Origin of the sequence: Streptomyces cyaneus, assembly GCF_004028635.1 — a bacterium.
Taxonomy (GTDB): domain Bacteria; phylum Actinomycetota; class Actinomycetes; order Streptomycetales; family Streptomycetaceae; genus Streptomyces; species Streptomyces cyaneus.
Genome location: NZ_RQJW01000019.1, coordinates 100,792 through 120,145, shown reverse-complemented (window position 1 = coordinate 120,145; position 19,354 = coordinate 100,792). Strand labels below are relative to the sequence as shown.

Annotated in this window: 17 protein-coding genes and 1 pseudogene; 7 read left to right on the top strand and 11 right to left on the bottom strand. The window is 70.3% G+C overall.

What is annotated here, in order from left to right; genetic code table 11:
• Positions 1 to 231 precede the first annotated feature (231 nt).
• Complete coding sequence (locus tag EHO50_RS39455) at positions 232 to 1,386, top strand: right-handed parallel beta-helix repeat-containing protein (RefSeq protein ID WP_128436664.1); 1,155 nt, start codon at positions 232 to 234, stop codon at positions 1,384 to 1,386.
• 156 nt (positions 1,387 to 1,542) lie between these two features.
• On the opposite strand, the pseudogene EHO50_RS39450 reads toward EHO50_RS39455, so the two are convergent.
• The 4 genes and pseudogenes from EHO50_RS39450 to EHO50_RS39435 form a co-directional block, all read right to left on the bottom strand.
• Positions 1,543 to 2,538: pseudogene (locus tag EHO50_RS39450) on the bottom strand (polysaccharide lyase family protein); the annotation flags it as partial.
• Positions 2,539 to 3,103: 565 nt separating this feature from the next.
• Positions 3,104 to 3,934, bottom strand: coding sequence for a pectate lyase (locus EHO50_RS39445; protein WP_128436663.1), 831 nt, complete (start codon positions 3,932 to 3,934; stop codon positions 3,104 to 3,106).
• A gap of 82 nt (positions 3,935 to 4,016) precedes the next feature.
• Positions 4,017 to 4,883 (bottom strand): hypothetical protein, encoded by an 867-nt coding sequence (locus tag EHO50_RS39440; protein WP_128436662.1) that lies wholly within the window; start codon positions 4,881 to 4,883, stop codon positions 4,017 to 4,019.
• On the bottom strand, positions 4,880 to 5,449 hold the full coding sequence (locus EHO50_RS39435) for a SigE family RNA polymerase sigma factor (RefSeq protein ID WP_128436661.1): 570 nt from the start codon (positions 5,447 to 5,449) through the stop codon (positions 4,880 to 4,882). The genes EHO50_RS39440 and EHO50_RS39435 overlap by 4 nt, the downstream gene beginning before the upstream one ends.
• A gap of 259 nt (positions 5,450 to 5,708) precedes the next feature.
• Between EHO50_RS39435 and EHO50_RS39430 the strand changes: the two genes are divergently transcribed.
• Positions 5,709 to 7,160 carry an NCS2 family permease gene (locus tag EHO50_RS39430; RefSeq protein ID WP_128436660.1) on the top strand — a complete coding sequence of 484 codons (1,452 nt, stop codon included), beginning with the start codon at positions 5,709 to 5,711 and terminating at the stop codon, positions 7,158 to 7,160.
• A gap of 84 nt (positions 7,161 to 7,244) precedes the next feature.
• Here the strand turns inward: EHO50_RS39430 and EHO50_RS39425 are convergent, their stop codons facing one another.
• From EHO50_RS39425 to EHO50_RS39400, 6 genes are all read right to left on the bottom strand, one after another.
• On the bottom strand, positions 7,245 to 8,687 hold the full coding sequence (locus EHO50_RS39425) for a peptidoglycan D,D-transpeptidase FtsI family protein (RefSeq protein ID WP_128436659.1): 1,443 nt from the start codon (positions 8,685 to 8,687) through the stop codon (positions 7,245 to 7,247).
• A gap of 55 nt (positions 8,688 to 8,742) precedes the next feature.
• A complete protein-coding gene (locus EHO50_RS39420) occupies positions 8,743 to 9,405 on the bottom strand; it encodes a response regulator transcription factor (RefSeq protein WP_128436658.1) in 663 nt (220 codons plus the stop codon).
• A 133-nt stretch (positions 9,406 to 9,538) separates the two neighbouring features.
• On the bottom strand, positions 9,539 to 10,840 hold the full coding sequence (locus tag EHO50_RS39415; RefSeq protein ID WP_128436657.1) for a sensor histidine kinase: 1,302 nt from the start codon (positions 10,838 to 10,840) through the stop codon (positions 9,539 to 9,541).
• Complete coding sequence (locus tag EHO50_RS39410; protein WP_128436656.1) at positions 10,837 to 11,835, bottom strand: hypothetical protein; 999 nt, start codon at positions 11,833 to 11,835, stop codon at positions 10,837 to 10,839. The genes EHO50_RS39415 and EHO50_RS39410 overlap by 4 nt, the downstream gene beginning before the upstream one ends.
• A gap of 92 nt (positions 11,836 to 11,927) precedes the next feature.
• Positions 11,928 to 12,398, bottom strand: a complete 471-nt coding sequence (locus EHO50_RS39405; RefSeq protein WP_128436655.1) for a GNAT family N-acetyltransferase — start codon at positions 12,396 to 12,398, stop codon at positions 11,928 to 11,930.
• Between the two features lie 27 nt (positions 12,399 to 12,425).
• A complete protein-coding gene (locus EHO50_RS39400; RefSeq protein WP_004002235.1) occupies positions 12,426 to 13,199 on the bottom strand; it encodes an IclR family transcriptional regulator in 774 nt (257 codons plus the stop codon).
• A 132-nt stretch (positions 13,200 to 13,331) separates the two neighbouring features.
• Between EHO50_RS39400 and EHO50_RS39395 the strand changes: the two genes are divergently transcribed.
• Both EHO50_RS39395 and EHO50_RS39390 read left to right on the top strand, forming a co-directional pair.
• The gene (locus EHO50_RS39395; RefSeq protein WP_128436654.1) at positions 13,332 to 14,861 is read left to right on the top strand and encodes an aldehyde dehydrogenase (NADP(+)); all 1,530 of its coding nucleotides are present in this window, start codon (positions 13,332 to 13,334) and stop codon (positions 14,859 to 14,861) included.
• Between the two features lie 103 nt (positions 14,862 to 14,964).
• Complete coding sequence (locus EHO50_RS39390; RefSeq protein WP_128436653.1) at positions 14,965 to 15,573, top strand: DUF1349 domain-containing protein; 609 nt, start codon at positions 14,965 to 14,967, stop codon at positions 15,571 to 15,573.
• Here the strand turns inward: EHO50_RS39390 and EHO50_RS39385 are convergent.
• Complete coding sequence (locus EHO50_RS39385; RefSeq protein ID WP_128436652.1) at positions 15,533 to 16,921, bottom strand: MFS transporter; 1,389 nt, start codon at positions 16,919 to 16,921, stop codon at positions 15,533 to 15,535. The two genes, EHO50_RS39390 and EHO50_RS39385, sit on opposite strands and share 41 nt — an antisense overlap.
• Positions 16,922 to 16,992: 71 nt before the next feature.
• Between EHO50_RS39385 and EHO50_RS39380 the strand changes: the two genes are divergently transcribed.
• The 3 genes from EHO50_RS39380 to EHO50_RS39370 all read left to right on the top strand — a co-directional run bounded on the left by EHO50_RS39380 (position 16,993) and on the right by EHO50_RS39370 (position 19,278).
• Positions 16,993 to 17,988, top strand: a complete 996-nt coding sequence (locus EHO50_RS39380; protein WP_246101817.1) for a GlxA family transcriptional regulator — start codon at positions 16,993 to 16,995, stop codon at positions 17,986 to 17,988.
• Positions 17,985 to 18,488, top strand: coding sequence for a GNAT family N-acetyltransferase (locus tag EHO50_RS39375; protein WP_181449781.1), 504 nt, complete (start codon positions 17,985 to 17,987; stop codon positions 18,486 to 18,488). Before EHO50_RS39380 ends, EHO50_RS39375 begins: the two co-directional genes overlap by 4 nt.
• Before the next feature lie 73 nt (positions 18,489 to 18,561).
• Positions 18,562 to 19,278, top strand: coding sequence for a DsbA family oxidoreductase (locus tag EHO50_RS39370; protein WP_128436650.1), 717 nt, complete (start codon positions 18,562 to 18,564; stop codon positions 19,276 to 19,278).
• Positions 19,279 to 19,354: the final 76 nt, after the last annotated feature.

The window sequence follows — 19,354 nt, the reverse complement described above, 5'->3', positions numbered from 1 at the left end:
CTCCTGTGTGGGTGTGGGGGTTCCTGTTGAGTCGTGTGCGCCTTCGGAGTCTCACCAGTGGGAAACAGCACGTCAATCGATGAGTGCGAGATGAGGGCCGACGAAAGTTTCGCTTGCTTTCGGTGAGGCGCGGCAACCTTCCCGGGCCCCGGCGGCGACCGGATGTCAGAAGCGGGCCGGGGCGGCCCCTCCGGCCCGCTTCGTCCCCATTCCCCAGGAAAGGAACGCCCCGTGCGTTTGAGCACCGGCCGTCACCGCAGGACCCGTACCCTGGCCGTCGCCGCGGCGATCGCCGTCGCCTCGGGGGCGGGCGGCGTCTACCTCGGCCTCTCGGGCGGTGGCGCCGAGGCCGCCTCGACGACGGTCACCGTGTCCACCACCGCTCAGCTGGAGTCGGCCGTCAAGAGCGCTGCCGCCGGTACGACCATCCAGGTCCGCGGCGGCACCTACCAGCCGACCGCCACCCTCAAGTCCACGGCGAACGGCACGAGTTCGGCCCGGATCACGCTGCAGGCGTACGGCAGCGAGAAGGTGAAGATCGACGGGGCCAAGCTGCCCGACGGCTCCTGGCTGGCCGGGATCTACGGCGACTACTGGACCGTCCAGAACCTCACCTTCGTCAACGCCCCGGCCCAGGGCTTCGTCGCCACGTCGTCGGTGGGCGGCGTCTTCAAGAACCTCGTCACCGCGAACAACGGCGACTCCGGGTTCACGCTGCGCGGCGACGGCACCACGAACAATCTCGTGCAGAACCTGGACAGTTACGGCAACTACGACCCGGCCGGGCACGGTCAGAACGCCGACGGGATCGCCGTGAAGTTCGGCTCCGGGACGGGCAACAAGATCACCGGAGCGCGGTTGTACAACAACTCCGATGACGGGCTCGACCTCTGGCAGTTCTCCTCGCCGGTCACCATCGAGCACACCTGGGCCTTCGGCAACGGCAAGAACCGCTGGTCCGACTCCGCCTTCGAGGGCAACGGCAACGGCTTCAAGCTGGGCGGCGGAGGGGCGTCCGTCGCGCACGTCGTCAACAACAACGCGGCCTGGGACAACACGCTGCACGGCTTCACGGAGAACTCCAACACCGGGGCCATCGCCCTCAACCGCAACACCGCCTACGCCAACGCCGAGTCCGGCTTCTACTTCGCCACCGGCAAGGCGCGACTGGCCCGCAATCTCGCCGTGAGCAACAAGGGCGGACTGTCCAAGCTGGGGTCGTCGACCGTCAGCGCGGCGAACAACTGGGACAGCGGTGTCGCGACCCCGTCCTTCAAGTCGAAGGACGCCGCCACGGCGTATGCCTCCCGGCGGGCGAGCGGGGCGTTGCCGTCGACCACGTTCCTGACGACGGGGTCGGCGACGATCGGGTCGACGATGAACTGACTGCCGCAAAGGGCCGGTTGCGGGCTGCCGGCCCGTCGTGGCTGGTCGCGCCCACGCGGCGAAGCCGCAAATTGACACAGCCCCGCGCCCCTTGGGGCGCGAACGCCCCCGCCGGTCGTCACCGGCGGGGGCGTTCCACTGCTGACCGAGGGGGGCTCAGGTCAGCAGGTCCAGACAGTCGAACGAGGTGCCCGGGCTGAGGTGAGCCGAGCCGCTCGAACCACTGACGATGTTGAGCTTCAGGACGTTGTACTGGGTGGTGTCCGTCTTCCACGCACTACTAGGGACGTTGAACGTGAACGTGTGGTTGTTCCCTCGGTAGGAACCCGTGGTGAGGGAACGCGTCGAGGGTTGTGTGGGAGCTGTGGGGACGGCCGAGACCCAGTCGTTCACGGTGATGCGCGGCCGGCCGTTCAGGAACGCGTCCGTCACCCCGACCCGCAGCGTGTGCGCCGCCGCGGCCTGCTCCTTGGACAGCTTGAAGTAGACCAGGACACTGTCGTTGACGTCCTTCCACATGTACGCCGGGAAGGAGGCCGCGGCACCGCCGCTGCCGATCGTCACGTTCCCCGTCCACTTCGCCGCGCGGCCGTCGGACGGATGGGCGTACGTCATCAGCTCGGCGTTCTTGAACCCGCCGGGCGTGCCGTCCCAGTCGCCGAGCCGCCAGATGGTCCTGGCCGTCGACGGGTCGCCTGCGATGGTGATGCTGTGCAGCGACGTCGTAGCGCCCGCGGTCACCTTCACCGTGCCGGTGTGCACGGCGAGTTCGCCCTTGTACACGGTCATCGTGTACGTCCCCGGCAGCATCCCCTTGCAGGAGAACGCCCCCGACCCGGCCGCGGCCTTCGTCCAGTACTGCGCGTCCTTGTTCGCGATGCCCACGGTGTACGCGTACTTGGCGTCCATGCCCTTCAGACCCACGCCCGCCACCCTGCCGCGACCGGACGCGCCGACCCAGCCGGTGATGCCGAGGCCGTCCACCCAGGAGGTGTCCAGCTTGGAATGGGAGAGAGCCGACGACGGGGCGCCGCCGTCCGTGAAGGACAGGACGTACGGGCCCTGGAGGCCGTAGCGCTCCGGCTCGGTCTGCGCCTGGTTGTAGTGCAGGATCTCGTACAGTCCGGCGCTGTTTTCTTTGGAGTGCCGCAGCGCCGGACTGCAGGAGGTGACGGTGGACGTACCTGGCCCTGAATCCACGTTCGAGTGCTTGCCGCCGTACCGTTCCTGGGCAGTGAGCGGGGGTAAGTCCGCGCACTGGCACGCCCCGAACGGTGCTGGGCGCACTGGTGGTCCGCTTTCGCGTCCCGGGCGGCGACACGGATCCTGTCCGTGGTCCGAGCCGGGCGGGCGGAGTCCCTTACGACCTGGCCTGTGGGCGCGGCCAGAGGCGACGGGGAGGCCCTGAACCATCTCTCTGGTGGAGCAGGGGCCCCGCACGCCGGCGCCGCACTCGGCGTCCCAGATCGCGATGTTCACGCTACCCCCCGCTGAGCCCGGCCACCACAAGCCTGTGAGCCGACTGTCACACGATCGAGTCGACTTGCCCCACATGCCCTCTCGCGCACCAGGGGCGTGATGTCGCCGGTGGCGGCGACGCCGATCGCGGAGGCCCCGAGCACCCGTCTGCGGGTGACGTGTCTCTTGTGCGTGCTCACAGGTCGTGCTCCGGGGGACGGCCCGGGAGACGACCCGGGGGAGGTGCTTGAACGTTCACTCACTGGTACGTGAGGTCAGATGACGAGAACTTGCAGTTGGTTCCGTCCGGGCCGGTGCCGAGTTCCTTCGGCTCCTTGCCGCTGCTGTTGCCCTCGAAGCGGGTGCAGGTCTTGATCTTCTTGCCGCTGTCGCCGTGGATGCGGATCTTGCGCAGCGCGGCCGTGTCGCCGTAGTTGGCGTTGATGCCGACGATGGACTTGCCGGGCGCGGTGACGTCCACGTCGTTGATGATGATCGTGCGCTTGTACTGCGTGGAGCAGTTGCCGCAGGAGCGCACCAGCTTGCCGAAGTTCTCCACCTGGAACTTGGAGACGACCAGCTTGCCCGCCCCGTTGAACTGCAGCACCTTGTCGTCGGCGTTCTTCGCGCCGCCGCCGTACACCGTGTACACGGCCGAGGACGACTTGCCCTTGAAGGTGGCGGCGTCCTCGCCGACGTCCAGCCACCACACGTTCTGCAGCGTGCAGGAGCCCTTGCAGTGGACGCCGTCCGCGGCCGGGGTGCCGATGATGACGTTCTTGAGGACCGCGCCGTCGGCCAGCTCGAAGATCGGGTCCTGACCCTCCTCCTGGCCGCTGCCGCCGAGATCACCGGTCCCGTAGAACTTCGCCAGCTTGCCGTCGTACGTGCCCGACACCGGGATCGTCTTCGACACCGGCTTGCTGCCGTTGGGTGTCGGCCAGGACGCGGCGGCACCGGCCGTGGACATTAACGACGTGGTGAGGATCGCGGCGCCGGTGATACCGAGCGCGGAGGCCCCGGCGAGCACCGCCCGGCGCCGGGTGACCTTGCGGCGGTGACTGACGCGCTGTTCGGCTCGTGCTGTCATTACCCGATTCCTTGCGTGGGGGATCTTTGCGCCTCTTGGTCGCCCCCGGTGAAGGAAGGGTTGCCGTGCCCTCGGGATTCTTTTACGAATCCCCTTCGTCTGTGGCGGAGTTGCCGCCGTGGCCTGCGAAGTCGCCCGCCACGGACAGCTGTTCGCCGCCCGCGGTGGCCGTCATCGCATAGCTGTCGTCCTTGGCGTCCCGGCCGCCGCGCTCATGGTCGTACTGCCCCGCGAACACCCACTCGCCCGCAGGGACCGTACGGCCCTCCTTGAGCACCCAGGTGTAGACGAGGAAGCCGTCCTTCTCCTCGACCGTCAGCGTGAAGTCGTCCTCGGGCAGCGAGCGCCAGGCGCCGGTCGAGGTGACCCCGCCGGTCTGCGCGACCTTCAACTGGACGGTGAGCGCGGTGAGTTGCTTGCTCGCCCTGAGCGTCAGATCGCTCTGTGCCCAGAAGTCGTTGCTGTGCGGGTCCACCGAGCCGTTCGACCAGAGGGGGCCGTCCTCCTCACCCTTGGCGGCGGGTGGATCGTCCGTGGCGGTCGGCTGCCGCGGCGGCGCCTCGGCCGTCTCGCGGGACTCCGGCGTGTCCTTGGGCGTCGGGTCCGCCGGCGGGGCGGGCGGGACCGGGGGCCGGCTCGTCGCGTCCGGCGACGGGGTGGGCGTCGGCGAGGTGGCCACCGTCTGCTTGGGGGTGTCCTCCTTCACGGCGGACGCCACGGCGTAACCGCCGACCGCGAGGACACCGGCGACCGCGGCCGTCGCGCTCACCACCCGGAACCAGCCGTACACCGGGGGACGGGTCGCCCGGTGCACGGGCCGGGTCTGCCCGGCGGGCTCCGCCATGCCGCGCTCCACCCGGGCCAGGATCCGCGCGCGGTCGGGTTGGTGCGTCTCGGCCGCCTCGTGCAGCCGGGCGCGCAGTTCGTCGTGCACGTCCCCCCGCATCATCGGTTCCTTCCTCCGGTGTCGCCGCTGCGAGCCATCGCCGCGGCGTGCACCTTGAGCGGAGTGCCCTGCGTCCCGAGCAGCCGTTGCAGCTCTGCCATCCCCTTCGAGGTCTGGCTCTTCACCGTACCGACCGAGATGCCCAGGGCGAGCGCGGTGTCCTTCTCGGAGAGGTCGAAGGCGTGCCGCAGCACCACACAGGCGCGTTTGCGGAACGGAAGTCTACGCAACGCCCCCTGGACGTCGACGACACCCGCGACGTCCGGGTTCTCCGTCTTCTCCTCGCGCTGCGACCAGAACAGGGCGATCCGCCGCCGCTCCCGGACCGCGCTGCGGATCTTGGTGCGGGCCAGATTGGCCACGACCCCGCGCGCGTATGCCACCGGATGGTCGGCGGTGCGTACCCGGTCCCAGCGGTGCCACAGCGCCAGCAAGGCGTCCGCCGCCAGATCGTCGGCCGCGTCCGCCTCACCCGTCAACAGATGAGCCAAGCGCGAGAGTTCGGCATAGTGGCGCTCGAAGAAGGCATGGAACTCCACGGAGGCGGTGTCGTCGACGACCGTGCCCACGGGCGACCCCTCCTGCCTGTGAGTGGCATATGTATGACATGTGATCGTCCGGCGATCATTTCGCGATCATCCGGTCGAGGTCCGGAAGCGTAGCAGTGATCGAATGCTCGGTTCGTACGAGGCTTCGAACGCCGTGTGGCACGTCGCACGTGAGCAGCCCTGATTCCGTAACACGGAGAAAACCTGAAACACGTTCAACGCGGGAACAATCCAGCCAGCATCCGCACACCGATCAGTCAGGCAACAAGGAGCGAGAGCCATGTCCGAATCCCAGAAGGTGACCGACCGGCCAAGTGCCGCGCCACCAGGCGCGAACAGCGTCGACCGGTTCTTCAAGATCTCCGAACGGGGATCCACCTTCGCCCGTGAGATACGCGGCGGCTTCGCCACGTTCTTCACGATGGCCTACATCCTTGTCCTGAATCCCATCATCCTCGGCAGCGCGAAGGACAAGTTCGGCCACCAGTTGGATGCGGTCCAACTCACCACCGCCACCGCCCTGGTGGCCGCGGTCATGACGATCATCATGGGCGTCGGCGGCAACCTCCCGCTCGCACTCGCCGCCGGCCTGGGCCTCAACGCCGTCGTCGCCTTCCAGATCGCCCCGTTGATGTCCTGGGACGACGCGATGGGCCTGGTCGTCCTCGAAGGCCTGCTGATCTGCGTACTCGTGCTCACCGGTCTGCGCGAGGCCGTCATGCACGCCATTCCGCAACCGCTCAAGCAGGCGATCAGCGTCGGCATCGGCCTGTTCATCGCCTTCATCGGCTTCGTCGACGCCGGGTTCGTCAGCCGCATCCCGGACGCCGCGAACACCACCGTCCCGGTTCAGCTGGGCGGCACCGGCACGCTCACCGGGTGGCCGATCCTCGTCTTCTGTCTCGGGGTTCTGCTGACGATCGCCCTGCTCGCCCGCAAGGTGAAGGGCGCCATCCTGATCAGCATCGTCACCATGACGGTCGTCGCGATGATCATCAACTCGGTCGCCGACATCAAGGCCTGGGGCCTGACCACGCCGGCGTGGCCCGACAAGGTGGTCGACACCCCCGACTTCGGACTCATCGGCGACTTCAGCCTGTTCGGCGCGTTCGGCGAGACCACGGCCATCACCGTCGTGCTGCTGATCTTCACGCTGATCCTGTCCGACTTCTTCGACACCATGGGCACCGTCGTCGGCATCAGCGCGGAAGCGGGGCTGCTGGACGAGCAGGGCAAGGTGCCGGGCCTCGGCCGGGTGCTGCTGATCGACGGTGCCGCGGCGGCCGCCGGTGGTGCGGCCTCGTCGTCCTCCGCGACCTCCTACATCGAGTCGGCGGCAGGCGTCGGCGAGGGCGCGCGCACGGGCTTCTCCAACCTGATCACCGGCGGCATGTTCGCCCTGGCGCTCTTCCTGACCCCGCTGCTCACGATCGTCCCGCTCCAGGCGGCGGCCCCGGCCCTGGTCGCCGTCGGCTTCCTGATGATGACCCAGGTCAAGCACATCGACTGGGACAAGTACGAGATCGCCATCCCGGCGTTCCTGACCATCGCCGTGATGCCGTTCACGTACTCGATCACCAACGGGATCGGGGCGGGGTTCCTCGCCTACGTCGTGATCAAGGTGGTGCTCGGCAAGGCGAAGGAGATCCACTGGCTGCTGTGGGGGACCTCGGTGCTGTTCCTGGTGTACTTCGCCATCAATCCGATCGAGCAGATCCTGGGCGTGAAGTAAGTACGTGAAGTGACCAAGGGGCGCTGCGCGACCAGTGCGGATCCGTTGTAGCTGGTCGCGCAGTTCCCCGCGCCCCCAAGGGTGTTACTGCAACGCTGCTTTCATGATCGCCTTGGCCACCGGCGCCGCCAGCCCGTTGCCGCTGACCTCCGACCGCGCCGCGTTCGACTGCTCCACGATCACCGCCACGGCGACCTCCTTGCCGTCCGCCTTCCCGTAGGACGTGAACCAGGCGTACGGCGTCTTGCTGTTGTTCTCGCCGTGCTGAGCCGTGCCCGTCTTGCCGCCCACCGTCGCGCCCGAGATCTGCGCGTTGGTGCCCGTGCCCTTCTCGACGACCGTCTGCATCGCCGACTGGAGCTGCTCGGCGGTGTCGGAGCTGACGATCTCCTTGGTGTCCGCGCTGTCGTTGTAGTTCTCCAGCACGTCGCCGCCGCCGTCGGTGATCTGGGACACCATATGGGGCGAGACCAGCTTGCCGCCGTTGGCTATGGCGGCCGACACCATGGCCATCTGCAGCGGGGTCGCGGTGACGTCGAACTGGCCGATGCCGGACAGGGCGGTCTGCGCCTCGTCCATGTCGGAGGGGTACACGCTGGTGTACGCCCGCACCGGCACGTCCTGCTTCTCGTCGTTGAAGCCGAACTTCTCGGCCATCGACCTGACCTTGTCCTGGCCCAGGTCGACGGCCATCTTCCCGAAGACGTTGTTGCAGGAGTACTGCAGCGCGACCCGGATCGAGGCGTTCTCGCAGGGGGCGGAGAGGTTCTCGTTCGTCAGCTTGTCGCTCGACTGCGGCAGCGGGTACGGGTCCGGGCTGTTCGTCTTGTCGTCCACCGACGAGTACAGCCCGTCCTCCAGCGCGGCCGCCGCCACGACCAGCTTGAACGTCGAACCCGGTGGCAGCGGCTGGCGCAGCGCGCGGTTCGTCATCGGCTTGTCGGAGTCCTTGGTCAGCTGCTCCCAGACTTCCTTGTCGCCGGTGGTGATGCGCGACGGGTCGTACGAGGGGGTGGAGACCGTCGCGAGGATCTTCCCCGTGGTGGGGTCGATCGCGACCGCGCCGCCCTTGTTGTCGCCGAGCGCGTCGTACGCCGCCTTCTGCACATCCGGGTCGATCGTCGTGATCACATTGCCCGGATCAGCCCGCTTGTCGGTGATCGTGTCCATCACGCTCTTCAGCCGGGTGTCGCTGCCGTCGAGCAGGTCCTGGTAGACGCCCTCCAGCTGGGTGGCTCCGTACGCCTGCGAGCTGTAGCCGGTCACGGCCGAGTACAGCGCGCCGTCGGTGTACGTCCGCTTGTACGCGAGGTCACCGCTCTTCGTGCGCGCCGAGCCGGTGATGGCTTCGCCGCCCACGACGATGTTGCCGAGCGGCTCGCTGTACAGCGCGATCGTGTTCCGCCGGTTGTTCTTGTCGTCCGCGAGCGCCTGGCCTTCGTAGAACTGCACCCAGGTCGCCCTGACCAGCAGAGCGAACACCAGCAGCAGCGCGAAGACGGACGCCCGCCTGATCGTCTTGTTCATCCCACCCGAGAGGACGATCAGGATGGGGCGGAACGTTCCCTTCCGCCCTGTTTTCTCATCGAGCGTTCATGAAGCCCGCCTCGTAGGCGGCGATCACGGCCTGCGTGCGGTCGCGGGTCCCGGTCTTCGCCAGGACCGCCGCCACATGCGACTTCACGGTGGCCGCACCGACCTCCATGCGCCGCGCGATCTCCGCGTTGGTCAGGCCCTGTGCCATCAGCCGCAGCACCTCGCTCTCGCGGCCCGTGAGCTTCGCCACCCACGGCGGCGGGGCGGGGTACGCGCGCGCGTGCTCGGCCGCGAGGCTGCGTACGGCCGACGGGAACAGCAGGGTGTCGGTGCGCGAGACCAGTCGTACGGCCTGGACCAGCGCGTCGGCCTCCGCCCGCTTCAGCAGGAACCCGGCGGCTCCGGCACGCAGGGCGTCGTACACATAGGAGTCGTTCTCGAACGTGGTGACGACGACGATGCGGGGCGCCTCGTCCAGCGTGGCCAGGATCTGCTCGGTCGCCCGGATGCCGTCGATCTCCGGCATACGGACGTCCATGAGGACCACGTCGGGCCGCCGCTCCCGCACGACGGACACCGCCTCGGCCCCGGTCGCCGCCTCACCGACCACCTCCAGGTCCGGCTCGGCGGAGAGGATGGCGCGCAGGGCGGTGCGGACCATGCGCTCGTCGTCGGCGAGGACGATGCGGATCGCTGCGCGGGGCGTCATGCGTGTTCCCTCAGGGTCGGCGGGCGTGTCATGCGGATCGTCTCGGGGTCGGTGGTCGCCGGTGTTGTGCGAGCCGTCGCGGGTGCGGGGGCGGGGTCCCATGGGCGGTGTCTCCCGGTCGGCGGCCGTGATGTCATGCCGGGCCCTTCATCGGCAGCCGCACGCGCAGGCGCCAGATGCCCGCCACCGCGCCGGTCTTTACCGGCACCGCCCCTGCCGCCCCTGCTTCCGCCGTCCCTGCCTCCATGGTTCCGCCCAGCAGTCGTGCCCGGTCGGCTATGCCGCGCAGGCCGTGGCCGCCGCCGGGCCGGCACCCGGGGGCGCAGGCGATGGGATTCTCGACGGTGATCTCCAGGTGCCCGTCGGCCACTTCGATCCGCAGCCGCACGGTCACCTGGTCACCGGCGTGCTTGAGGGCGTTGCTCAGCCCCTCCTGGACGATGCGGTAGGCCTCGCGGGACAGGACGGGCGGCAGGGCCTCGGGGTCGGCGCAGAGCGTGGCGCTCACCCGCAGCCCGCCCGCGCGGGTGCGGCGCAGCAGGCCGCCGAGGTCGGCGGCGAGGGTGGGCGCCGGGGCCGTACCGGGAGTGTCGCCGTCCCTCAACACGCCGAGGACGGTGTCGAGTTCACCGACCGTGCGCCGGGTCGTGTCCTCGATCGCGGCGAGGGCCTCGCGGACGAACTCCGGGTCGGTGTCGAGGAGCCGGCGGGCCGCGCTCGCCTGGAGGGTGACGGCGCTGAGGGCGTGGCCCACGGAGTCGTGCAGCTCGCGCGCGAGCCGGTTGCGCACGGCGAGGTCCGCGGCGCGTGCCTCGGCCGCCGCGAGCCGGTCCTCGGGCGTGGGTCCGAGCAGCGCGGGCGCCCAGCGGGCGAGGAGCGTCCCGGAGACGGCCGCGCAGCAGGCGAGCGCGAGCATGGTTGCCATGCCCGCGACCGGCGCGAGCGCCAACACCCAGGGCTGGTCGAGGGCTTCGGGCAACTCGACGGCCTCGGCACCGCCCAGCCAGACGATCAGCGGCAGTGCGGTGAGGAAGCCGGCGAACGGCGGCACCGCCAGCGACATCCCCGAGATGATCCCGCCGAACCCGAGATGCAGCGTGAACCACGCCGCCGCACGCCCCTTCGCGGCCCGCGTCCGGGCGGGACGGTGGGCCAGCAGACCCGCCTCGACACCGCACAGCGACCGCACGGCACCCGCCTCCAGGGGCCGGATCAGCGGGAACAGGACGGCCGTGAGGGCGGCGAGGGGCAAGCCGACGGCGAAGGAGAGCAGTTGCAGGGGCAGGTCGTTGAAGACGTACCTGGAGTCGGTGGCGGGGCCGACGACGAGCTGGCCGACGAAGACGTACGGCATGGCGAGCGCGCCGCCGAGGATCAGATGGATCCAGCGCCGGCGCGCCCGCCGCCCGAACAGGAACCGGGTGAACTGGCTCACGCCGTACGACGTTTCCGGCTCGCGGAGCGCTCCGCGAGGAAGTGGACGCCGAGGCAGGCGACGAGTATGCCGACGATCATCTCGCCAGCGTAGGCGAGGTTCATCAGCGCTGTCGGACGGTCGGCGATGTCGGTGAGAGGGGCCAGCGACAACCAGCCCGCCCAGCAGACCAGGGCGGCGGAACCGACCCAGACGAGGGCGAGCGGCACCTTGACGGACAGGGCTCGGCCGCGCCGGAAAGCGAGGAGGAAACCGCCGGTGACGGCCATGGCGAGGAAGACGGCGTACAGGACCTCCATGACGTAGAAGTCACTGGTCCGGTCGGCGATGCGGGTCCCGCCCAGTCCGGCGGTGCTGCCGCACGCCCACAGGACGTGGGCGGTCAGGGGCAGCAGGGCGAGTACGGCGGCCGCGACGGCGACCGCCCGCTGGGCCGCTCCGATGACACCCAGGGGGAGTTCCCAGACCCGCCCTTGCCACAGGTGGCCCCAGCGGTCCCGGGCGTAGAGCACGAACAGCGCGCCGAGGGTGAGTCCCTGCACGATGAACCCGGTGTAGACGACCCCGAAGACCCAGGTGTCGAGGAACGGCTTCCCGTCGCCGTCCGTGCTGTCCACCGTTCCGCCGAGCGCGCTGACGAGGAGCTGGATCGGGAACCCGGCCATGAGCGGCGTGAGCAGCCCGGTGGCCACCCAGGCGGGGAGGGCCAGCAGCCAGGCGGGCACGCGCAGCCCCCACGGCCGGGTCAGCACCAGCGCGAGCACGATCACGGCCGCGTCCATGAGGACGGTGATGCTGTTGGCGACGGCGATACTCGCCCGGTGCTCCAGCAGCGGGCTGCCGTCCGGGATCCCGATGTGACTGCCGGCGAGCCAGGCCACCTTGAGGGCGAGATACGGCCCGCAGGAGACGATGGCGACGGCGCGCAGGAGCCGACGGGACCGGCCGAGACCCATGGCGGGCTTCACCGGAGCAGGAGCGAGTGTCTGCGTCATGCGTCCACGCTCCCGTGCGCCGGGTGCCGGGCACCTCCTGCGCGCCGACGATCCGTCTCCGCCGGACGGGGGAGGGGCCCTCACTCCTCAGGTCACCCCTCCAGATGCAGCACGAACTCGTCGATCTCCTCGCCCCGCGCGTTCGCGAACCCCCTCGCCCGCGCGGTCACCCGGAACCCGCACTTGTGCAACACCCGCAGCGAGCCCTCGTTGTCCGCCGCCGCCCGGGCGTACAGCGGGCGTTCGGGGACCTCGGTGAGCAGCCCGCGCAGCGCGGCCGTGGCGATGCCCCGTCCCCAGTACGCCCGGTCCACCCAGTACGTCACCTCGCGTTCGCCCGGCTCCCCGTACACCGCCGTGCTGCCCACCACGTCACCGTCGGCCAGGATCGTGCGCAGGACGTCGCCCGAGGACCGGATCCGTTTCCAGTGCGCGTCGAAGGCGTCCCGGTCGGCCGGGTCCTTGGGGGTGAAGGCCGCCATGTGCAGGGCCTCCGGGTCGTTCAACTGCCGGTAGAAGACCGGCAAGTCACTGTCGTGCACCTCGCGGAGTTCCACATCCATGGAGTCAGAGCCTACGAACCCATGGTGTCAGAGCCTACGAGTGGCCAGGGTCAGTCTGTCCCGCGCGTCGAACAGTGCGTCCTTCACCATCTGCTCGTGCGCGGGCGTCAGCCGGGCCACCGGCACCGAGCAGCTGATCGCGTCGCGGGCCGGGGTGCGATACGGGATCGCCACCCCGAAGCAGCGCAGACCGAGGGTGTTCTCCTCGCGGTCCACGGCGAAGCCCTGCTCGCGGACCTGGTGGAGCTCCTCGATGAGCTTCTCGCGGTCGGTGATGGTGTTCTCGGTCAGCGCGGGGAGCGTCTCCGGGAGCATCTTGCGGACCTGCTCGTCCGTGTAGGTGCTCAGCAGCGCCTTGCCGAGGGACGTGGAGTGGGCCGGGAGCCGGCGTCCGACCCGGGTGAAGGGGCGCAGATAGTGCTGGGACTGGCGGGTGGCCAGGTAGACGACGTTCGTGCCGTCCAGACGGGCCAGGTGGATCGTCTCGGTCGTGTCGTCCGACAGGCGGTCCAGCGTCGGACGGGCCGCCGCCACGACCTCGTCGCCGTCGATGTAGGAGGTGCCGACCAGCAGTGCCCGTACGCCGATGCCGTACCGCGTGCCCGTCGCGTCCGTCTCCACCCAGCCCAGCTCGACGAGCGTGCGCAGCAACATGTAGAGGCTGGACTTGGGGTATCCGACGGCCTCCTGGACCGACGCGAGGGAGTGCATGCCGGGGCGTCCGGCGAAGTATTCGAGCAGTTCAACCGTCCGTACAGCGGACTTGACCTGCGCCCCGCCGCCCGTCTCGCCAGCCGACATCGCCCTTGACCCCTTCGTTCGACGGGAAATAGTCTCCACAGCATATTCATCATCAGAGACAGCGTTCAGTATATCGAACGACCCTGGTGGATGACCCCGTACTGCGGCAATACATGTGTGGAGGGACCCGCGGTGGCAGCAGCACCAGTCTGGAGTGTCGACCCCCGAACCGGGAAGCAGCGTGAACAGGTTGCGGTGGAGGCCACAGCCCAGGAGGTGGACACCGCCGTCCGCGCCGCGCACGACGTGCGCGGCGCCCTCGCCGACCGCACGGTCCGCGCGGCCTTCCTGCGCACCGCCGCCGACCGGCTCCAGGCGGCCAAGGACCAGCTCGTCGAGGCCGCCGACGCCGAGACCGCGCTCGGCCCCGTCCGCCTCACCGGCGAACTCGCCCGCACCTGCTACCAGCTGCGGGCCTTCGCCGACATCGTCGACGAGGGCGCCTTCCTCGACGTCGTCATCAACCACCCCGACGACACCGCGACCCCGCCGATCCCGGACCTGCGCCGCTACAAGGTGCCCCTCGGCGTCGTCGCCGTCTACTCGGCCTCGAACTTCCCCTTCGCCTTCTCCGTCGCCGGCGGCGACACCGCGAGCGCGCTGGGCGCGGGCTGCCCGGTCGTCGTCAAGGCCCACCCCGACCACCCGGCGCTGTCCGAGCTGGTCGCGGCCGTCCTGCGGCGGGCCGCCGCCGAGCACGGCATCCCCGAGGGTGTCATCGGCCTCGTGCACGGCTTCGAGGCGGGCATCGAGCTGATCAAGCACCCGCTGGTCACCGCGGCCGGCTTCACCGGTTCGATCCGGGGTGGCCGCGCCCTCTTCGACGCGGCGGCCGCGCGGCCGGTGCCGATCCCCTTCCACGGCGAGCTGGGCTCGCTGAACCCCGTCGTGATCACCGAGGCCGCGGCCGCCGAGCGCGCGGAGGCCATCGGAACGGGGCTCGCGGGCTCGATGACGCTGGGCGTCGGGCAGTTCTGTGTGAAGCCGGGCCTTGTGCTGGTGCCGTCCGGCGCCGCGGGCGACGGCCTGGTCAAGTCGCTCACGGACGCCGTCAGCGACACCGACGCCGGTGTCCTGCTCGACCACCGCATGCGGGACAACTTCATCGCCGGGGTTGCCGAGCGTGCGGAGCTCGCGGACGTGGAGTCGCCGGTGACGCCGGGTGCGGGTGGTGAGCACACGGTCAGTGCGGGCTTCCTGACGGTCGCGGCCGAGAAGCTGACCAGCGAGGGGGCGTACGACCTGCTCCTGGAGGAGTGCTTCGGCCCGGTGACGGTGGTGGCCCGCTACGACGACGACGCGCAGGCGCAGGCCGTGCTGTCCCGTCTGCCGGGCAACCTCACGGCAACGGTTCATCTGTCGGCCGAGGAGGCGGCGGGTGAGGGCCGGGGCGCGGAGATCCTCGCGGAGCTGACGCCGCTGGCCGGGCGTGTGCTGGTGAACGGGTGGCCGACGGGTGTCGCCGTCGCGGCGGCCCAGCACCACGGCGGTCCGTACCCGGCTACGACCTCGACGTCCACGTCGGTGGGCGGTACGGCCATCGAGCGGTGGATGCGGCCGGTCGCGTATCAGGGTGCCCCTGAGGCGCTGCTGCCCAAGGAGCTCCGCGACGACAATCCGCTGGGACTGCCTCGCAGGTTCAACGGGCGTTTGGAGCGATAGCGCCGTAGGGGTGCGGGGAGTCTTCGGGCTGCGGGTTCGTCGTGGCTTGTCGCGCAGTTCCCCGCGCCCCTGGTTGGCACACTGCACCTGAGACACTGAGGCGATGGACGTGGAACTTCCCGAACTGCCTTTCCCGCTCCGTACCTATGGACCCGACGGTCACTGGGCCTACGAGGACGGCATGCTCTCCGGGTGGGCCGGGCCCCGGCAGGACCGGTTCGTGCCGCCCACCGGGGAGGCGCTGGACCCCGCCTCCGACGCGCCGCGGCTTCTGGGTGCGCCCGAGGGTGACTTCCAGCTGATCGCCCGCGTCACCGTCGGGTTCGCCGCCGCCTTCGATGCCGGGGTGCTCTACGTCCATGTCGGGGAGCGGGCCTGGGCCAAGCTGTGTCTGGAGTACTCCCCGGACGTGCCCACCGTGTGCACGGTGGTCACTCGGGGGCACTCCGACGACGCCAACTCCTTCACCGTGGAGGGGAGTTCGGTCTGGCTGCGGGTGAGCCGGACCGAGCGGGCCTTCGCCTTCCACGCCTCCCGGGACGGCGAGCGCTGGACCTTCGTCCGGCTCTTCACGCTGGGGGACGAGAAGGAGACGGACGCCGCCCTGGTCGGCTTCATGACGCAGTCGCCGATGGGGGAGGGGTGTGTCGTGACGTACGACCACCTCGAGTTCAGGCCGAACTGGCCGAAGGACCTGCGAGACGGAAGCTGAGCAGGCCCGTCACCGCCAGCAGGGCCGCGCTGATCACCAGGCTCAGCCGCATCCCCGCCACGAAGCCGTCGGAGATCAACGCCCCGAACGCGGCGATGCCCAGCGCCCCGGCCATCTGCCGCGCCGAGTTGAGGACGCCGGCCGCCAGACCCGCCCGTTCGGCGGGCACGGCGTCCAGCATCGCCGCGGTCAGCGGCGGCACCGTCAGCGCGCAGCCCAACGCCATGGGGACGAGGAGCAGGGCCACCAGGACGGGAGACGTCCTGGAGTCGACGTACAGGATCAAGAGCAGTCCTACGACGGCCAGGCCCTGCCCGACCACCATGGGCAACCGGGCGCCGTAGCGGCCCGCGAGCTTGCCCGCCGCCACGTTCGTCACCGCGATCAGGCCCGTCATCGGCAGGAACATCAGCCCGGCCTGCAGCGCGGAACGGCCCTGCACCTGCTGGAAGAAGAGCGAGAAGACGAACACCAGGCTGTAGAAGGCCACGCTGACCGCCGCTCCCGCGGCGACCGTCACCGCCACGGTCCGGTTGCGGAAGAGGGCGAGGGGGACGACCGGGTGCGGCTGCCGTGCCTCGATCCTGAGGAACGCGACCGCGGCCACGACGGCCACCGCCAGCGCCGCCCACCCCGCCGTCCCGCCCTCGATCACCGCGAACGTCAGCGCCGTCAGAGCCACCACCGCCGTCACCTGACCGGGCAGGTCCAGCGGTGCCGGGCGGCGCTCCGAGCGCGGGGCGCGGATCAGCAGCGCGAGGATCAGCGCCCCGACGGGGAGGTTGACGAAGAAGATCCCGCGCCAGTCCCAGGCCGTCGTCAGCATGCCGCCCGCCACCGGACCCAGCGCCACCGCCACCGAACCGCCCGCCGCCCACGCGGCCACCGCCCGGGCCCGCCGCGCCGGATCGGCGTACGCCTGCCGCACCAGCGCCAGCGAGGCCGGCAGCACCACGGCCGCCGCGACGCCCTGCACCACCCGCGCGCCGATCAGGGCGGGCAGGTTCGGCGCCAGGCCGCATGCCGCCGAGGCGAGCGTGAAGACGGTGGTGCCGAGCGCGAACGCCCGGCTCGCCCCCACCCGGTCCGAGAAGGCCCCGGTGGACAGCATCAGCGCGGCGAAGGCCAGGGTGTAGGCGTCGACGACCCACTGCAGGCCGGACATCCCGCCACCGAGGGATGAACCGATCGCGGGCAGGGCCACGTTCACGATGGACGCGTCGAGGCAGACCAGCGCGAAGCCGAGGAGGCCGGCGGTGAGGGTCAGCGCGGAGGAGAAGCTCTTGGGCCCCGACTCGCCCTTCGTGGAGGCGAGTTCGTCGACCTTGCGGGTCTGGTTCGTTGACATGCCCTCCATGCTGCGGATCCGCGCCGCCGTACAGTAGTGGCCGGAATGCCATGCACCCGGAGGTTCTGGCCATGCCCACGCCGTTCGCACCGCACCGGATCGCCGTCGTCGCGCCCTCGCCGGTCTCGATGTTCAACCTCGCCATCCCGGAGATGCTGTTCGGCAAGGTCGAGGTGGCGGGGTGGCCGGGTTACGAGGTGGTCATCTGTGCCGCCGATCCCGGACCCGTGCCCACCACCGGCGGCCTCGACCTGTATGTGCGGCACGGACTCGACGCCGTACGGGAGGCGGACACCGTGCTCGTCGCCGGGACCGGGGAGCCCTTCGAGCCGGAGCCGCGGATCGTCACCGCCGTCCGCGAGGCGGCCGCCGACGGCAGGCGGATCGCGTCCCTGTGCACCGGCGCCTTCCAACTCGCCGAGGCGGGCCTGCTGCACGGGCGCCGCGCCACGACGTACTGGGCGCACGCCGAGGAACTGCGCCGCCGGTACCCGCACGTCGACCTGCGCGGCGATGTGCTGTACGTCCAGGACGGACCGTACGTGACCTCCTCCGGCTACGCCGCCGGCATCGACCTGTGTCTGCACATCATCCGTACCGACTACGGCGCCGCCGTCGCCAACGAGGTCGCCCGGCTGGCGCTCGTCGCCCCCGTACGGCCCGGCGGCCAGACCCAGTTCACCCAGACCCCGCTGCCGCCCGAGCGCGGCACGGCCTGCGCCGACACCCGCGGCTGGGCCATGCGCAACCTCGACAAGCCGCTCACCCTCACCGACCTGGCCCGCCACGCCGGCGTCAGCGTCCGCACCCTCACCCGCCGCTTCCACGCCGAGAGCGGGGTGAGCCCGCTGCAGTGGCTGCTCCACCAGCGCATCGAGCGCGCCAAGGAACTGCTGGAGACCACCGCCCTGCCGATGGACCAGGTGGCCCACGCCTGCGGCCTGGGCACCGCCGACTCACTGCGGGGGCATCTGGTCCGCCGTACGGGGCTGACCCCGAGCGCCTACCGGGCGCAGTTCAGCCGGCTCGGAACCGGGGCGTCCGAGGCCACGTCCTCCGTTGCATGATCGGTGACCGAGTGACCGCGACCCAGGTGATCCGTACCGTCCTGTCCGCCGAGACGGAGCTGGTCGCCGCCCTGCACGCGCGCGCCCGCGCGACGTACTACCCGGACGGGATCCCGGACGACGGCACCGACTGGTCCGCCGCCTGGCGCACCGCCATCGAGCGGCCCGACGGGCATGTGCTGTGCGTCGTCGAGCAGAGCCGGATCGTCGGTCTCGCCTCCTTCCGCACCCCGGAGGACACCCCTGCCGACACGGTCAAGCTGTTCCAGTTCCACGTCGACCCCGACTGGTGGGGTCGTGGCGTCGGTACCGCCCTGCATGCCGCCTGTGTGGAGCAGTGGCGGGCGGACGGGAAGCGCACGGCCGTGCTCGACGTGCATGTGGACAACCGGCGTGCGCAGATCTTCTACGCCGGCCGGGGCTGGCGTCCGGACCCGCAGAACCCGCCCGCCGACGGGGACCACCACCTGAACCTGTGCTTCACCGTGCCCAGGGAATGAACCCCGCTGATTGAACGTTCACGCACTAACCGGAGGAGTCCCCGTACCCGTACGACTGGAGAGAGCCACACACATGCGCGTCGAGATCTGGAGCGACATCGCCTGCCCCTGGTGCTACGTGGGCAAGGCCCGCTTCGAGAAGGCGCTCGAGGCCTTCCCGCACCGCGACCAGGTCGAGGTGGTGCACCGCTCGTTCGAGCTGGACCCCGGGCGCGCCAAGGGCGACATCCAGCCCGTGATCACCATGCTCACCAGGAAGTACGGCATGAGCGCGGCCCAGGCCCAGGCCGGCGAGGAGAACCTCGGCGCGCAGGCCGCCGCGGAGGGACTCGACTACCGCACCGAAGGCCGCGACCACGGCAACACCTTCGACATGCACCGCCTCCTGCACCTCGCCAAGGAGCACGGCAGGCAGGACGAGCTGATCCAGATCCTCTACCGGGCGAACTTCGCCGAGGAGCGGTCCGTCTTCTCCGAGGGCGACGAGCGGCTCGTGGAGCTGGCCGTCGCGGCCGGACTCGACGCCGACGACGTGCGCAAGGTCCTCGCCGACCCGGACGCCTACGCCGACGACGTGCGCGCCGACGAGCGCGAGGCCGCCCAGCTCGGCGCCACGGGCGTGCCGTTCTTCGTCCTCGACCGCAAGTTCGGCGTCTCCGGCGCCCAGCCCGCCGAGGTCTTCCAGCAGGCGCTGACGCAGGCGTGGGGCGAGCGGTCGCCGCTCACGCTGATCGAGCAGGGCGACGCGGACGCGTGCGGTCCGGATGGCTGCGCGGTGCCGCAGCACTGAGCTGCTGAGCGAACCCGCAGGTCGGGGCCGATCTATAAGCGTTCCTTAGCGAAACCACGTAAAGATTCGCAATGGA

Bases quoted from the DNA above. Each gene is read 5' to 3' on its own strand.
- EHO50_RS39445 (WP_128436663.1), bottom strand. From the start codon at position 3,934: ATGACAGCACGAGCCGAACAGCGCGTCAGTCACCGCCGCAAGGTCACC.
- EHO50_RS39440 (WP_128436662.1), bottom strand. From the start codon at position 4,883: ATGATGCGGGGGGACGTGCACGACGAACTGCGCGCCCGGCTGCACGAG.
- EHO50_RS39430 (WP_128436660.1), top strand. From the start codon at position 5,709: ATGTCCGAATCCCAGAAGGTGACCGACCGGCCAAGTGCCGCGCCACCA.
- EHO50_RS39425 (WP_128436659.1), bottom strand. From the start codon at position 8,687: ATGAACAAGACGATCAGGCGGGCGTCCGTCTTCGCGCTGCTGCTGGTG.
- EHO50_RS39420 (WP_128436658.1), bottom strand. From the start codon at position 9,405: ATGACGCCCCGCGCAGCGATCCGCATCGTCCTCGCCGACGACGAGCGC.
- EHO50_RS39410 (WP_128436656.1), bottom strand. From the start codon at position 11,835: ATGACGCAGACACTCGCTCCTGCTCCGGTGAAGCCCGCCATGGGTCTC.
- EHO50_RS39405 (WP_128436655.1), bottom strand. From the start codon at position 12,398: ATGGATGTGGAACTCCGCGAGGTGCACGACAGTGACTTGCCGGTCTTC.
- EHO50_RS39400 (WP_004002235.1), bottom strand. From the start codon at position 13,199: ATGTCGGCTGGCGAGACGGGCGGCGGGGCGCAGGTCAAGTCCGCTGTA.
- EHO50_RS39390 (WP_128436653.1), top strand. From the start codon at position 14,965: ATGGACGTGGAACTTCCCGAACTGCCTTTCCCGCTCCGTACCTATGGA.
- EHO50_RS39385 (WP_128436652.1), bottom strand. From the start codon at position 16,921: ATGTCAACGAACCAGACCCGCAAGGTCGACGAACTCGCCTCCACGAAG.
- EHO50_RS39380 (WP_246101817.1), top strand. From the start codon at position 16,993: ATGCCCACGCCGTTCGCACCGCACCGGATCGCCGTCGTCGCGCCCTCG.
- EHO50_RS39375 (WP_181449781.1), top strand. From the start codon at position 17,985: ATGATCGGTGACCGAGTGACCGCGACCCAGGTGATCCGTACCGTCCTG.
- EHO50_RS39370 (WP_128436650.1), top strand. From the start codon at position 18,562: ATGCGCGTCGAGATCTGGAGCGACATCGCCTGCCCCTGGTGCTACGTG.